The following is a 13,513-nucleotide window of genomic DNA, read 5'->3' as shown; positions in this document are numbered from 1 at the left end:
CCTACTCGCTGCGCAGCGATTTCACCGGGTTCATCAAAGCCGCTTTAATGCTTTGCAGGCACACGGTAGAAAACGCAATCATGACGGACAGCGCACCCGCGAGTGCGAAGAACCACCATTCCATGTCGATTTTATAGGCGAAATTTTGGAGCCAGTAGTTCATTATATACCAGGCAACGGGACATGCGATCACGACGGCAATCAGCACCAGTTTCAGGAAATCGCCGAGCAGGAGCAGCACAATGCCGCCCACGGATGCGCCCATTACTTTCCTGACGCCGATTTCTTTCGTGCGTCTTTCGGTGGTAAAACTAGCCAGTGCGAACAGTCCCAGGCCGGAAATGCAAAGTGCCATGATCGTCAGGCCCGAAACTACACGCTGAAAGAGCTCGTCGGAACGATGCAGGGCGGCGAAGTTTTCGTCCAGGAAAAAGTAGGTAAACGGGCGTTGCGGTACGAGCTCTTTCCATTTCCGCTCAATTTCGGCCAGGGACGCTTTCATATCGTTTCCCCGTACCTTGATAAAAAGATTGCTCAGGTTTTGAGAACCGACCACGAAGGCAAATGGCTTGATACTATTGTGCAGGGATGTAAAATGGAAGTCTTTGACGACACCGACCACCGTCCGGTAATCTCCCATCAGGTCCGTATCGACCACCGTACCTAACGGCTGGTGCAGGTCCAATTGCCGGGCCGCGGTTTCATTGATGAGCAACGAGGCCGTGGAATCGGAGGGAAAACCGGCTGAAAACAGGCGACCTTGCTTGACGCGCACATCGAGCGTTTGCAGGAAATCGTTGTCTACGACCATGAAATTAATCACAACTGCCTGATCCGCGCCTTTTTTCGCCATCCCGTTCGCCTGGTTCGACTCGCCGAAGACGCCGGACGACGCGCCTACTTTTACCACGTCCTTCAAGCCCAGCAGCTCGCCCCGGAGCGCGTCCAGGTTTTTCAGGCCGCCTATATTCGGTAATGTAATGATCTGTTCTTTGTCAAACCCGAGCGGCGCGGTTTTTAAAAAATTGATTTGCCTCGTCACCACAATGGACCCGATCATCAGCAACACCGAGGCCCAAAACTGGAATGTAACCAGTCCCTGCCGGAGCCATGACAGACGGGCGCCGGGTATTTTCTGGCTTTTCAATACCTGCGCGGGCTGGAACGACGACAGGAACAAAGCGGGGTAAAGGCCCGCCAGCAGTCCGGTTACCGCCGCAATCGCCAGCGCCACCAGGCAGTTTTGCAGTCCGGGACGGTTCCATACCGTAAGTTCCTTTTCGAGCACGTCACTGAAATAAGGCAGCGACAAGGCAAGCGCCCCGATCGCCAGTACGGCCGCTAAAATGGATACGACCATCGACTCCCCCAGGAACTGCACCATGAGCGAACGCCTGAATGCGCCCGCGGCCTTGCGTACGCCCACCTCCCGTGCGCGTTGCGACGAGCGTGCGGTAGCGAGGTTCACGTAATTGATACCTGCGATCACGAGGATAAAAAGCCCGATGAACGAAAGTATCCTGACATAAGAGTTGTCGCTGTTTTGGCCGAGCTCCCATTTCAGTTTGGAATTCAGGTGAATGTCGGTTAATGCCTGCACATAAAAGATATTCCGGTTCTCGGGTTGATATTTCCTTACCAGCGAGCGCAATTTAGCCGTGAATGCGTCGGTACTGGTATTGGGTTTCAGCTTCGCGTAAGTATAGAAGGTATACGATGCCCAGTCGGTATCGGGGTTCATATCCGGGCTTGTATCCGCGCGACGCAATGGGATCAGGAAATCGAAATGAAAATGGGAGTTGCCCGGCACATCTTTCAGCACGCCCGTCACGATAAAGTCGCCGCCGTCGATGCGCAGGTTTAACCGCTTACCAACCGGGTTTTCCGGGCCGAAATACTTGCGCGCCATTGTTTCGGTCAGTACTACCGACTTCGGCGACGGAAATGCGGATTGCTTGTTTCCGGCAACAAACGGAAATGTGAACACATCGAAAAAGCTGTCGTCCACACGGTACACGCCTTCTTCGTAGAACTGGGCGTCGGGCTGCCGGATCAGGAATTTTTGGTTCCATCCGGGGAAGATCCGGGTCACGGATTCAATTTCGGGAATATCCTTTTGTAATGCGGCCCCCAAAGCGGACGGCGTGGTCGCATCGGGCGTACGGCTGCCGTCGATAGTTACAAAGTCCTTGACAATGCGATAAATCCTTTCGGGGTCGCGGTGGAACCGGTCGTAGCTCAGCTCGTCGCGGACCCAGAAACCGATCAGCAAAGCGCAAAACAGACTTAACCCGAGGCCGCCTACATTAATAAAACCGTAAAGCTTGTGGCGAAGCAGGTTCCTGAAAGCGATTTTGAAATAGTTAATCAGCATACCCGGGACGATTAAGGGGGTGGATGGATATTGTGACCGGTTGCGCCGGATATATCTTGGTTTAACAAAACCCAGCGCCTGGCGCCAGTACAGCAGACGGGCCCGCTTTTCACCCAGACGCTTCACGTTATACGCAAAATCCTCGTGCAGGTCACCCAGGATCGTTTCCAGCAAATGCGGGGCCAGGAGCCGTTGCAGCAGCTTATCGGCCGACGAGGGCGGAGAGTGGTCTGTCTTGTTCATTCCGAGCGCAGGCTTTTAACAGGATTCGTGAGTGCAGTTTTAATGCTTTGAGAACTCACGGTAACCAGCGCAATCAAAACCGCAATTAAGCCTGCAAGGGCAAACATCCACCATTCCGCATCAATCCGGTAGGCGTATCCTTGCAGCCACTTGTTCAAACCGTACCACGCCAGGGGAGTCGCTATGAGAATGGCAATTAGTACTGAGCCGATGAAATCCTTTACCAGGAGCTGTACGATACCCGCCACGGTGGCGCCCATCACTTTACGAATGCCTACTTCCTTGGTCTTGACACGGGCCGTGTACGTGGCAAGGCCAAACAAACCCAGGCAGGAAATCAGGATTGCAACAATCGAAAAGAAGTTGAACAGCACCCCCAGACGTTGTTCAGACTTATAAAGATGATTGTAGGTCTGATCCAGGAAAGTATATGCAAAAGGGGCGTCGGCATTGTATTGTTTCCAGAGCTTTTCGACCCCGGCGATTACCTGTGCCGCGTCTCTACCATTCGTTTTTACATACATTTCATCATTCACAGGCCCGTACTGCAAAATCGCGGGCTCTATTTTTTGTTTCAACGAGGCAAAATGAAAGTCTCTAACCACCCCAACGATCGTACCCGCCTTACCAAACAACGTGAAACGCTTACCCACGGGGTTTTTAATGCCGGCTTCACGGACGGCCGTTTCATTGAGTATGAAATGGGTCGAATCGGACGCTATGCCTTTAAAGCCTTGTCCTGCTGCAAGCGGGAGTTTAAAAACGGTCAAAAAATCCTTGTCCACGGCAAGCGGATGGATGAAAAATTTCTGATCCGGGCTTTTTCCTTCCCAATCGGTGTCGGTGGTCGTTACGGCCATGTCCAGAATGAGGTCGCTCGCGCTGGTAACGCCAAGGATTCCGGGACTATTCAAAAGCGTATTCCGAACAGATTGCATATCCGCGGCCATATTTTTCAATTCAAACCTGACCACATGCTCTTTGTCGTATCCCAGTTGTTTTGCATTGATATACGCCAATTGCCGGTCGATGACGATGGTGCCGCAGATCAACGCCACCGAGAATGCAAACTGGCTCGTTACCAGTATTTTGCGGAAAGCGGGCGCACTCACGCCCCCCGACAGGCCACCCTTCAATGCTTTCAGCGGCTCGAACGAGGAAAGCAATAACGCGGGATAAATGCTGGACAATGCCAGTGTGGAAAACACCACAACGCCGACCATAACCCAGATGTCGGTATTCAGCAGGGTGAAGGACATACTTTTACCCGTCAGGTTGTTGTAGAACGGCATCAGAAGATAGGCCAGGATCATGGCAGCCAGGGTAGCCAGAAAAAACACCAGCACCGTTTCCAGGATAAACTGCATGAACAACTGGAATTTACCGGCGCCGATCATCTTGCGTACGCTCACCTCTTTCGCCCGGACGACAGCGCGCGCGGTCGCGAGGTTGATGTAGTTGACGCAGGCAATGAACAAAATTAAAATACCCACCACCAGGAATATCCGCACGATCCGGATCAGGCCGTCACTGCCGTCGGTTTGGTACAAATGCATTTCCGATAGCGGCTGCAAGGCATAAGGATCGCTCATCCCGATGTCCCTGAAATTCCTGACCAGCGTTTTGGCCATCTTTCCGGCCACCTCGTGGTGGGAGGCTCGCGCGTTCAACTGCAAAAAAGTAGTGTAAGTAAAATTCCCCCAATCCTCATCCATCGTTTTGCCGTCGTAGGCCAGCGCAATTTTTTTCGCATAAAGTGCCATCGGGAAAAGCATTTCAAACTGGATGCTGGAATTGTCCGGAAAATCTTCCACCAAACCGGATACGACAAAGCTTTCCTTTCCGTCGGCTGTCAATACCTGCCCGACGGGGTCCTGATCACCGAAGTAACGTTCGGCCGCGGAGGCTGTCAGTATCACCGAATTTTGCGCAGGGAATGGATTGGACCGGATTCCTTTCAGCATTTTAAAATCGAACATCTTAAAGAAGGCCGGATCGACGTATCCTTGCTTCTCCTGCCTGATCTGTTTGTCTTTATATCTGAAAACTACGAAATCGGTACTGTTTTTGATGCGGACCGCATTCTCAATTTCAGGGATTTCAGCCTTTGCGAACGTGGCGATGGGCGCGTGGGAATTTGCCCATATCCGCCTGTCTTCCCCTTTGCCCATATTGGACAACACCCTGTAAATATGCTCATGGTTGCCGTGAAACCGGTCGAATCCGAGCTCATTCCGGACCCAGAGGAGGATGAGTATTCCCACAACCAGGCCGGAAGTCAGGCCGAAAATGTTAATGGCGGAGTAAACCTTGTGATTAACCAGGTTTCTCCACGCGATTTTGAAATAGTTGCTGATCATATCATGGCTTATTAAAACGGATGGATAATCCTTTCTTCTCTTTAAATATCGTGGTTTGACAAAACCCGACGCCTCGCGCCAGTAGTGCCGGCGGGCCTGCGTTTCACCTGCACGCTTTACATTATACGCAAAATCCTCATGCAGGTCGCCCAGGATGTTTTCGAGCAGATGCGGCGCGAGGAGCAGTTGCAGCAGCCTGTCGGCCAGTCCGGGCGGTTTCGCCGGATGTTTGTCCGGAGCGCTCATAGGCCAATGGCTGGTTTGAACGAATTGGCCAGTTTTGCCCAAAAACTTTCCCTTACTTCCTTTATTTGCTGCAAGGTGCGCTCTCCGTGGGTAGTTACCGTGTAGAGACGCTTTCTCCGGCCGCCGCGCTCGCTCGTAGCCCCTCCTACTTCGGATTTGACCATCCCTTTCTCCTCCAACCGTTGCAAAGCCGAATGTACTTGATTCAGCTTGACGGAGCGGCCTGTCTGTTCGGCAATCTCGTGCATCAATACAACGCCATAGGCCTGCCCGTACATTACAGCGACAGTCAGCAGTACAATTTCTTCAAACTCTCCCAAATAGGTCCTGTTCATGATTTTTTATTATTCCAATATTTGCTGATCAAATAACCTGCCAAACTTTGGTTTTACATTCAAAATACTGATAATCAAAACGTAAAGACCTATCCTAATATACAACACTGTCCGATAACGGACAACTTCTGTCCAATAGGGAACGATCCGCCGGATTGCGGAATCTCCCCGAAAGTATCGTAAATTATACATCGCCAGGGCGCCCAGGCAACCGCCCGCTACTGGTTGCTCGTCTATGTAGAAGAGAACCTAAAATATCCGTCTTCCATGAAAAAATCAGTTCAAGTTCTGCTATTCGGCCTCACGATGTTGCTGGTTGCCTGTGATATTAAAAAAGAAGCAACGCCCGGACCCGGGGACACGATACCTCAGGCGGCGATATCGGCGGTAAGGGAGGCATTCCCGAATGCGACGTCGTTAAAGTTTACGCCTATTGAAGCGAACCGGGTCTGGCAGGCCAAATTCGCCGTGGACGCCGCGCGTATGGCCGTGTACGTGAATAGCGCGGGCAGGATTTACGAAGCTTCGCAAGATACCGGCACTTCCGACTTACCGGCAATCCTGCTGCAATATATCCGGAAGTTATATCCCAAAGCGACGATCATCGAAGCCACCAAAACGATACAGGATGGCACATTCACGGGCTACAAGGTGGTGATCGTGGTCGACCCGGCAGTCCCGTCCGATACCAAAACCCTCCTGTTCGACACCGACGGTAATCCAACCATGGATGTAGATCCGGGCACGTCAAACGGAACGGGGTCTCAGGATGCCGTGAGTTATGTCCTCGGTTTGGCGGATCTTCCCGAAGCGGCTAAAAGTGCATTGGCGGGCTATACTTTCGAGAAGGGTTTTGCCAAAACTTACGATGGCAATACCATTTACAATGTGCTCGCAACGAAGGGAGGCGTAACAACGACGTTTATATTCGACGGTTCCGGGAACATTCTGAAATCGTATGAGGAAACGCCTGTTCCAAACCCGAACGATGGCCTTGTACTGACGGCTGACAATCTGCCGGAGTCTATCAAGGCTTATCTCAATGAAAACTACGCAGGCTGGACATTCGCAAAAGGGGCGATCGATCAGCTCAACGGGCAGATACAGTCCTACCTGGTCGTGTTTATGCTTAACGGAAGCTATTACATCGGCGAGTTCGATGCGGGAGGCAAGCCATCGAAGACTATTCAAAAGCTCTAACTGATCCACAGATGCCCATTTCGGCGAATTGTTTGATTGCCTGCCAGCAACAAGACCGAAAGGCCCAGGCGGCTTTGTACGAACATTACAAAGGCCGTCTGCTCGGCTTTTGCCGACGGTATGCCAGGACGGATGCAGAAGCGGAAGATATTATGCTCGACAGTTTTTTGAAGATTTTTGCCCAATTACATACCGTCAAGCGGGTGGAATCCCTGGATGCCTGGGTAAAGTCGGTCACCATCCGCACGGCGATAGACCATTACCGCAGCCAACTACGTGAGCCCGTGGTGGTACCCATCGAACACGCCGCCGACATGGCCGATAACAGCTTCCATACCATCCTTGATCAGCTGAATATCGAAGAGATTCAACGGATCATCGCACTGCTGCCGACGGGCTATCGCATGGTTTTCAACCTGTACCTGATCGACGGCTTCTCGCATGCCGAGATTGCGCAGTTGCTTGGCATTTCCGAGGGAACTTCGAAATCGCAGCTCTCAAAGGCCAAAACGCTATTTTCCAAAACCATAAAGGGGGACCCCAAACTTTTTTATGCACCCTGACGACGAATTGGGCAAACTGCTCCGGGAGAGATTTGCCCGCTATGAACCGGAACCTGAAACTTCCTGGGAGAAGTTTGAAACGCGTTTGGCCGATTCGTCCAAACCGGCCCGCAAAAAACGACCGATCGTCATGACGGTCGTGGTCCTGATATTAACCATCGGCGGTATCGGATTCTGGGCAAGCCGGCCGTCGCGCTCGCGGAGTGCGGAATCAACCGTATCGCAAAGCATTCATTCCAGGCCACATCTCGCAGGCAACCGTCAGCCGATGGACGATAGTCAAAAACCATTGCGGCATTCTGGAAGCGCTCCGGCATTGGATGGTCACTCAAAGCCACTGCGGCTTTCGAGAAACGCTCCGACGCTCTCAACGCAAATAGTAAAGGAAGCTGACCGGTCGGCGCCAGAAAACAAGAGGCGTTTCACGACAACCCCATTAAAACCGGCTTTGACCGGAAGCTACAAGTTGGATGCTTTACTTACAGAAGCACCGCCGGCAAATGAAATGTCAGAAATTGAAATATCAGACAATAAACCCGCAGCCATGCTGCCACTGGCTTCCAGGCAAGCATCCGATCTGGTCACTGGCTTTGCCGCCCTTCATGTACCGGTACCACCGAATAACGAAAAACCCGGCACCTACAAACCGGGGCGGCTACAACCGGCCTGGGTAATCAAAGCCGGGCCGCTGCTCGGATACAATGGGATGAGCTCGGTGGAGAGAGAAAACAACAGCGCATTAGGTTTGGAAAACCTGCGGACCTCGCTGCCGGAGCGACTAGGATGGCATTTGCACATCGCCCGGCAACACCCGCTTTCCAATGGCCGTCAACTGGAAATCGGCGCGGTATTCCGCCAGTTTCGTCAGGATATCCGTTACCAGGTGCCCACCGGCGCGTATTCGGTCCAGGTCCAGCCCGACAACTCGGTAACGGTGACACAACTTCGCGATACGCTGAGCGACAGGTCCGTCATTCGTCAGGCGGGACTGCGACTGGGACTTACCACGCCGGTTTTGCGCGCCGCAGGCCTGTACGGGGGTATTGGCGGCGAGGCTGTGTATCAGTTCAACCTCGGGAATGTCGTCGTGAATGCGGAAGTTGTAATCGGGAAAAAGTTGGCAACCGCCCACGCCGCAACGGTTATGGTTGAACTATTTGCCAACTCTGCGATACGACCGGTGTATGATAGCCAGCGATGGTTGCGGGTATTGCCGTACCATATCGGCCTTCGCGTAGGCGTGCCTTTGAGGGCGCCACGATGATTCGGACTAAAACTTAAAAATATCACCCAACTCTATCACATGCTGCCCATCTTTCAGGACTTTCGGGGACTTCGCCATTTTTTCGGCGAGTGTCAGCGTGGGTAATGGCCGGAATTTTTTGAACAATCCCAAACCGGTCGCAAAGTTCAGCATCCTCCCGGCGATGCGCTCCCCTGCCCTGTCGGTATCTTTCCGCAGGAGCAACCCGGGCCGGAAAGTAATGGATTGCGGAAATGCAAGTTGCGCAATGCTGTCTTCCAGCTTGCCTTTCATGCGCGAGTAAAACACATTGCTCGCCGCGGACGCGCCGTATGCCGACAACAGGACTATCCCGCGCACACCATTTCTTTTGGCTATTTCCGCGAATTTCAAAGGTATTTCGTAGTCGATCCGCCATTGGTTATCCTGGGAGCCCGCTGCTTTCAAGGTAGTACCAAGGCAGGAAAACCAGACGTCACCCCTGATCCGGTCGGCTACCCGGCCCAGATTCGCAAAATCCGTCACGACCTCCGTCAGTTTGGGATGCGCGATACCGCTGGCCCGGCGCACAAAAATGACCACTTCGGTATAATCCGCGTCTTGCAGCAAGATATTCACCAGGTCCTTCCCGGTGGCGCCCGTAGCGCCGATAATCAAAGCTCTCATGGTTGCTTTTTGTTTATTCAGGTAAATTTAAGGGATTATTGAAAAGTGGAAGTATGCTTATGCATTCTCCCACTCTTTGCCGACTTACATTACTGGGCAGTATACCCGCCGTCGATCACCAGCTCCGACCCGGTAACATAGCTTGCCTGATCGCTTGCCAGAAATACCACGCCGCTCGCAATCTCGTCCGGTTCGCCGCCCCTACCCATCGGTGTAGCTGCGATCACCACATCGTTGAGTACCGCATTCTGGCTGTCGGTAAGCGGGGTGTGGATGAAGCCCGGATGTACCGAATTGACGCGGATGCCATTTTTAGCATACGTGATCGCCGCATTCTTCGTCATAAGCACCACCGCGCCTTTGGCTGCATTGTAGGCTACCACATTTGCGGCACCCACGGAACCCCAAATGGAAGATACGTTGATAATGGCCCCGTAATTTTGTTTGATCATTTGCGGAATGGTATGCTTCATACCCAGGAGTACGCCCGTTTGGTCAACGGCAATGAGCCGGTGCCATTCATCCAGCTCGATCTCGTGGATGGGTGTGTAGGCGATAACGCCCGCATTGTTCACCAGGATATCGATCCTGCCTTGCTCGCCGATCACGCGTTCGACACCCGTTTTCCAGTCACTTTCCTGCGTTACATCGTTTTTGATGAACGTCACTCCTTCGCCGTAGTCCGCATCTTCGCGGATGTCGAATGCGTACACGATAGCTCCCTGCGCTACAAACTGTTTGGTAATAGCCAGTCCAATGCCCTGATTGGCTCCTGTTACAATGGCTATTTTGTTTTCTAAACTTTTCATTTTTGTTAAACTGAATTTACTACTGATTCTAAAATAAAGCCGAACGGTATTGATCAGTCGCAGAGCGACCATTATCGGGCGACCGCCCGGCCAAACTTTTACTATTGCCCGATTTTTATCGAAAGATTCCGGGACCGCCCAATGGCTAAGCCGGTAAATACTTAATTGTCTTTGTTTTTTTGAAAACGAATACACCCAGGTAATGGAAGAAAACGCCGACCGTCCAGGCAGCTGTTTGCCAGAATGGCCAGAGGTAGGTCCTGTCGGTGAAGTACCAGATGATCCAGATGGCCGGGATCGTGAGCAGGAATACAAGCAGGTGAATGCGAAATCCTTTTGTCTGATTGATGGGGTACATGGCCGCCATATGTTTCTGATTTTTCATTGCATTATCATGTTTAAATTGACAATACAAAGTTGCCCCGGAAACGAAGGGGGTACCTGACACAAATGTGTCAAAAACTATTTCTGCGCTAATTTCTGGCGAATGCGGGTGAGCGTCTGGCGTTCGATGCCGAGGTAACTGCAAAGATGGGAAAGCGAAACCCTGTTAAAAAGGTCGGGATACCTGGAAATGAAGTCTAGGTAACGGTCTTCGGCGGTTTGGAATATAAAACTTTCGATGCGGGCCTGCTGCCGCTTCAATATGGCCTCCGCAACGAGCCGGCCATAGCGTTCGAAACCGGTGGATTGTTGGTATACCCATTGCAAATCTTCATGAGAGAGACACGCCATCACCGTCGGTTCCAGGCATTGAATGGTATAATTACTGGGCTTCCGCGCAAGGAATGAATCGTAATGCGTCGCATAATCTCCCGCAGGATAAAACCCGACGGTCGTCTCGTTACCGGTCAGGTCGATGTAAGACGATCGCACGAGCCCCTGCGCGATGAAGCCGATGGCCTTCTGCACTTTCCCCGCTTCCAGGAAAATATCTTTCCTTTTCAGCTCCTGGAAACTCAGCTTCGAAGCAAACAGCGACAGCTCGTGGTCGGTCAGCGAGGGACAAATGGCTTTCAGGGATGCAAGGTAGGTTTGGGTTGCTTCTTCCATGGTGCAAACGGGTTGGTATGCAAATGTATATTTTTCCATTTCTGTTTGCACCGATAACACCGGCATCATGCATCAAGATTTGATAATGCTATTTACAAATCCACTTCATGCCCGAGTACCGATAACCATCCGCAACGATATTCTGCTGGGAATCATAGATTAATTTTAAAGGCTGGTCATAGACGATTTGATTTTCATGACTCAGTTTCACCCTGTTCATATTATTGGTTGAAAACAATCTGGCGGGGGAATCGTTGGCGGAGAAAAACAGGTAGTTCAGCTGTTTTTGCGTTGTTAGAAAGCTGGCGTATTAAGGATGCGGGTTTTTCCGTCGATCCGTAGCTGAATTCAATGCGTTCTTTCTCTTTGATCGTAAAATAGTATCAGAAATTCATGAACTTAGCGGGTGACCTTGTAATTATGGTATCCAAATATATACGAACCCGTTCAGGTTTCTAAATGAACATGATTATCATGAAAAAACTGTTTGCCCTTTTCATAATAATTTCCGCTGCCGGTTGTAAAGAAAGCCCGGATAAAGAATTTGATGAATGTGTAGGAGCATCGTACTATTACCTGGATAATCAAAGCACACGAAGCTTTTCGGTTCAATTTTCGGGTCCCGATCTCAATCATCAAATAGCACCGGCCACGGTCGTTAATCCCAAAATGCGGGTTCTGATCGGACAGGATTCAGATTTCGGTTTCATACCTGCACCGTCGATGACGTTTTCCTCCTTCTCGCTAAATACCACCGTCAATGGTCAAAAAGTCATTCTTTATCAACAAAATCCAGTAAAGGATTCTCTTTGGGCGAAGCAGAAGGAGAACGCCTCCGATCCTGATTTTGGGTGTTACAGTGTTGATTACACGCTCAAAATCACCGATGACATGCTCAATTGACACGCATATTCCTGCATCACTTCACACTGATGCGGCTCCAATATGGCGTCGTTTTTGCGCCGTCCGGGAAGCTTCCGGTGACCGTGTAGAGCCCGGGAGGCAGGCTGAGTGGAATTTTATATTTCCCGAAACCAACCGTTACACCTGCAATGGCCCAGGAATATCGAGCAGGCTCCGGTTCGAGGTCGATCGACGTCGACGCCGATGCCAGGTGCAGCCGGGGAAGTTTGGTGGTATCGAAATAGGTAGCAGTAGCGCCGTAGTAAACCGGCCAGGACTTCGCGTAAAATTCCGTTCCCCTGCTGATGGTCAGTCGCTGCGTGTTTCGGTCGACTGACTGGTGAAGCCCGCCTTGCCAGATTGTTTCGATCTGCCGGGTCGAGTTACCGAAAAGGTAGATATTTCCGGCACCGGCCAGCTCGTCTCCCTCATGGACGGACACCAGATACGAGCCTTGTGTAAGCACAGACGGAATTTTATCAACGCTGAGCGAGGTGGAATCCTGTGACGTCACAGGCACCGTCACCTGGTTTGCCATAAAGTCATTGGAAAAAGTCAGCGTGTATTTTTTCTCGGGGAGGAAAAAACCGCCCGTGATTTTGATCGTATCGCTCCGGCTATAATCGAACTTATAGGATGGTTGAATGTAAATGGAAGGTAAACCCCTGAGGAACCTGATTCCTTCAAAAACCACCGGGTTATGGTTGTACAATGCTATTTCTAGCGTGAACGGGTCGTTGGAGACGAAGTTGCTTGCGCCCGCAAACTGGATAAAGGTGTCAAAATCGCCAATTTCCGCGGCCGTCGAAAAACCTGTTTTTTTATTCACGAATTGCACCAAAATGCCGCTCCCTACGCCGGGTGCGCGCGGGATGGTTCCCATTTTTGCCGTAAAGCGGGCTGGTATTCTGACCGCCCCGGAAACAATCGGGATTTCATTAGTCAATAGCTCAATGGCAGGCGTACCCGTAAAATTGAAATAGACCTGGATGTAAAACTCATACTTTTCGGTTTTGTCCCTCAATCTGATTACGAGCGGCGGATTGCCTGAATACGAATAACGAATTATGGAATCGGAAGTAGCTTTATTGAGGCTATCGAGGAGAAAAATATCCGGTTGTAATGCCAGCTTCACTTCTGCCTTCTTTTCATTAAAATCGTCCGGCAAATTTACCATATAGCTGTTACTGACCGAATCAAACTGGATTTCGGTAGCACCGGTAACATCCAATGCTTTTAAGAAATCCCGGGCTTTCATGACAATCTCCTGCCCAGGTTCAGGTTTGGGCGCGAATTCAATTAAATCATCCTTCTTTTTACAACCCGACAAAAAGCCGAGCAACACAATCATGGTAAGGAATATATTTTTCATATCCAGCGGTTGAAATTCCATTGCATAGACAGTTGCAGGCTGCAAAAGGGTTGCATGTAACTCCATATTTACCGAGTCGCGGAAATTCTACATTCAATAGGAACTATTTGTTACAATCAGTGACATGATCGACGGGTACCTTTCGG

Annotated in this window: 12 protein-coding genes; 4 read left to right on the top strand and 8 right to left on the bottom strand. The window is 51.0% G+C overall.

Annotated features, from left to right (window positions below; translation table 11 throughout):
* Nucleotide 1: 1 nt before the first annotated feature.
* The 3 genes from BMW93_RS05315 to BMW93_RS05305 are packed head-to-tail and all read right to left on the bottom strand — an operon-like array spanning nucleotide 2 to nucleotide 5,558.
* Entirely contained in the window at nucleotides 2–2,617 is a 2,616-nt protein-coding gene (locus tag BMW93_RS05315; protein ID WP_090374160.1) for an ABC transporter permease, read from the bottom strand.
* Nucleotides 2,614–5,223, bottom strand: coding sequence for an ABC transporter permease (locus tag BMW93_RS05310; protein WP_218147661.1), 2,610 nt, complete (start codon nucleotides 5,221–5,223; stop codon nucleotides 2,614–2,616). The genes BMW93_RS05315 and BMW93_RS05310 overlap by 4 nt, the downstream gene beginning before the upstream one ends.
* On the bottom strand, nucleotides 5,220–5,558 hold the full coding sequence (locus BMW93_RS05305; RefSeq protein WP_090374159.1) for a PadR family transcriptional regulator: 339 nt from the start codon (nucleotides 5,556–5,558) through the stop codon (nucleotides 5,220–5,222). Before BMW93_RS05305 ends, BMW93_RS05310 begins: the two co-directional genes overlap by 4 nt.
* Before the next feature lie 267 nt (nucleotides 5,559–5,825).
* Between BMW93_RS05305 and BMW93_RS05300 the strand changes: the two genes are divergently transcribed.
* Genes BMW93_RS05300 through BMW93_RS05290 form a run of 3 tightly spaced genes read left to right on the top strand, consistent with a single transcriptional unit; the run spans nucleotide 5,826 to nucleotide 8,585 of the window.
* Nucleotides 5,826–6,758, top strand: a complete 933-nt coding sequence (locus tag BMW93_RS05300; RefSeq protein WP_090374158.1) for a hypothetical protein — start codon at nucleotides 5,826–5,828, stop codon at nucleotides 6,756–6,758.
* 11 nt (nucleotides 6,759–6,769) lie between these two features.
* A complete protein-coding gene (locus tag BMW93_RS05295) occupies nucleotides 6,770–7,321 on the top strand; it encodes an RNA polymerase sigma factor (protein ID WP_090374157.1) in 552 nt (183 codons plus the stop codon).
* Entirely contained in the window at nucleotides 7,311–8,585 is a 1,275-nt protein-coding gene (locus tag BMW93_RS05290; RefSeq protein WP_090374156.1) for a hypothetical protein, read from the top strand. Before BMW93_RS05295 ends, BMW93_RS05290 begins: the two co-directional genes overlap by 11 nt.
* A 6-nt stretch (nucleotides 8,586–8,591) precedes the next feature.
* Here BMW93_RS05290 and BMW93_RS05285 read toward each other — a convergent pair whose 3' ends face one another.
* The 4 genes from BMW93_RS05285 to BMW93_RS05270 all read right to left on the bottom strand — a co-directional run bounded on the left by BMW93_RS05285 (nucleotide 8,592) and on the right by BMW93_RS05270 (nucleotide 11,092).
* The gene (locus tag BMW93_RS05285) at nucleotides 8,592–9,230 is read right to left on the bottom strand and encodes an NAD(P)H-binding protein (RefSeq protein WP_090374155.1); all 639 of its coding nucleotides are present in this window, start codon (nucleotides 9,228–9,230) and stop codon (nucleotides 8,592–8,594) included.
* A gap of 89 nt (nucleotides 9,231–9,319) precedes the next feature.
* Complete coding sequence (locus tag BMW93_RS05280) at nucleotides 9,320–10,039, bottom strand: SDR family NAD(P)-dependent oxidoreductase (protein WP_090374154.1); 720 nt, start codon at nucleotides 10,037–10,039, stop codon at nucleotides 9,320–9,322.
* 145 nt (nucleotides 10,040–10,184) lie between these two features.
* Nucleotides 10,185–10,424 carry a 2TM domain-containing protein gene (locus BMW93_RS05275; RefSeq protein ID WP_090374153.1) on the bottom strand — a complete coding sequence of 80 codons (240 nt, stop codon included), beginning with the start codon at nucleotides 10,422–10,424 and terminating at the stop codon, nucleotides 10,185–10,187.
* Between the two features lie 77 nt (nucleotides 10,425–10,501).
* Nucleotides 10,502–11,092: a Crp/Fnr family transcriptional regulator gene (locus BMW93_RS05270; protein WP_090374506.1), complete on the bottom strand. Its 591-nt coding sequence runs from the start codon at nucleotides 11,090–11,092 to the stop codon at nucleotides 10,502–10,504.
* A 474-nt stretch (nucleotides 11,093–11,566) separates the two neighbouring features.
* Here BMW93_RS05270 and BMW93_RS05265 point away from each other — a divergent pair, with 474 nt between their 5' ends.
* The gene (locus BMW93_RS05265) at nucleotides 11,567–11,995 is read left to right on the top strand and encodes a hypothetical protein (RefSeq protein WP_143061599.1); all 429 of its coding nucleotides are present in this window, start codon (nucleotides 11,567–11,569) and stop codon (nucleotides 11,993–11,995) included.
* A 16-nt stretch (nucleotides 11,996–12,011) separates the two neighbouring features.
* Here the strand turns inward: BMW93_RS05265 and BMW93_RS05260 are convergent, their stop codons facing one another.
* Nucleotides 12,012–13,367, bottom strand: coding sequence for a hypothetical protein (locus BMW93_RS05260; protein WP_143061598.1), 1,356 nt, complete (start codon nucleotides 13,365–13,367; stop codon nucleotides 12,012–12,014).
* Between the last annotated feature and the right edge of the window lie 146 nt (nucleotides 13,368–13,513).

The organism is Dyadobacter sp. SG02 (assembly GCF_900109045.1).
Lineage (GTDB): Bacteria > Bacteroidota > Bacteroidia > Cytophagales > Spirosomataceae > Dyadobacter.
This window is presented reverse-complemented; position numbering and strand designations above follow the sequence as displayed.

What these genes read in the sequence shown, in the direction of transcription:
- BMW93_RS05275 (WP_090374153.1), bottom strand. Translation starts at nt 10,424, where the DNA reads ATGAAAAATCAGAAACATATGGCGGCCATGTACCCCATCAATCAGACA.
- BMW93_RS05290 (WP_090374156.1), top strand. Translation starts at nt 7,311, where the DNA reads ATGCACCCTGACGACGAATTGGGCAAACTGCTCCGGGAGAGATTTGCC.
- BMW93_RS05315 (WP_090374160.1), bottom strand. Translation starts at nt 2,617, where the DNA reads ATGAACAAGACAGACCACTCTCCGCCCTCGTCGGCCGATAAGCTGCTG.
- BMW93_RS05300 (WP_090374158.1), top strand. Translation starts at nt 5,826, where the DNA reads ATGAAAAAATCAGTTCAAGTTCTGCTATTCGGCCTCACGATGTTGCTG.
- BMW93_RS05260 (WP_143061598.1), bottom strand. Translation starts at nt 13,367, where the DNA reads ATGAAAAATATATTCCTTACCATGATTGTGTTGCTCGGCTTTTTGTCG.
- BMW93_RS05295 (WP_090374157.1), top strand. Translation starts at nt 6,770, where the DNA reads ATGCCCATTTCGGCGAATTGTTTGATTGCCTGCCAGCAACAAGACCGA.
- BMW93_RS05270 (WP_090374506.1), bottom strand. Translation starts at nt 11,092, where the DNA reads ATGGAAGAAGCAACCCAAACCTACCTTGCATCCCTGAAAGCCATTTGT.
- BMW93_RS05305 (WP_090374159.1), bottom strand. Translation starts at nt 5,558, where the DNA reads ATGAACAGGACCTATTTGGGAGAGTTTGAAGAAATTGTACTGCTGACT.
- BMW93_RS05265 (WP_143061599.1), top strand. Translation starts at nt 11,567, where the DNA reads ATGAAAAAACTGTTTGCCCTTTTCATAATAATTTCCGCTGCCGGTTGT.
- BMW93_RS05285 (WP_090374155.1), bottom strand. Translation starts at nt 9,230, where the DNA reads ATGAGAGCTTTGATTATCGGCGCTACGGGCGCCACCGGGAAGGACCTG.
- BMW93_RS05310 (WP_218147661.1), bottom strand. Translation starts at nt 5,223, where the DNA reads ATGAGCGCTCCGGACAAACATCCGGCGAAACCGCCCGGACTGGCCGAC.
- BMW93_RS05280 (WP_090374154.1), bottom strand. Translation starts at nt 10,039, where the DNA reads ATGAAAAGTTTAGAAAACAAAATAGCCATTGTAACAGGAGCCAATCAG.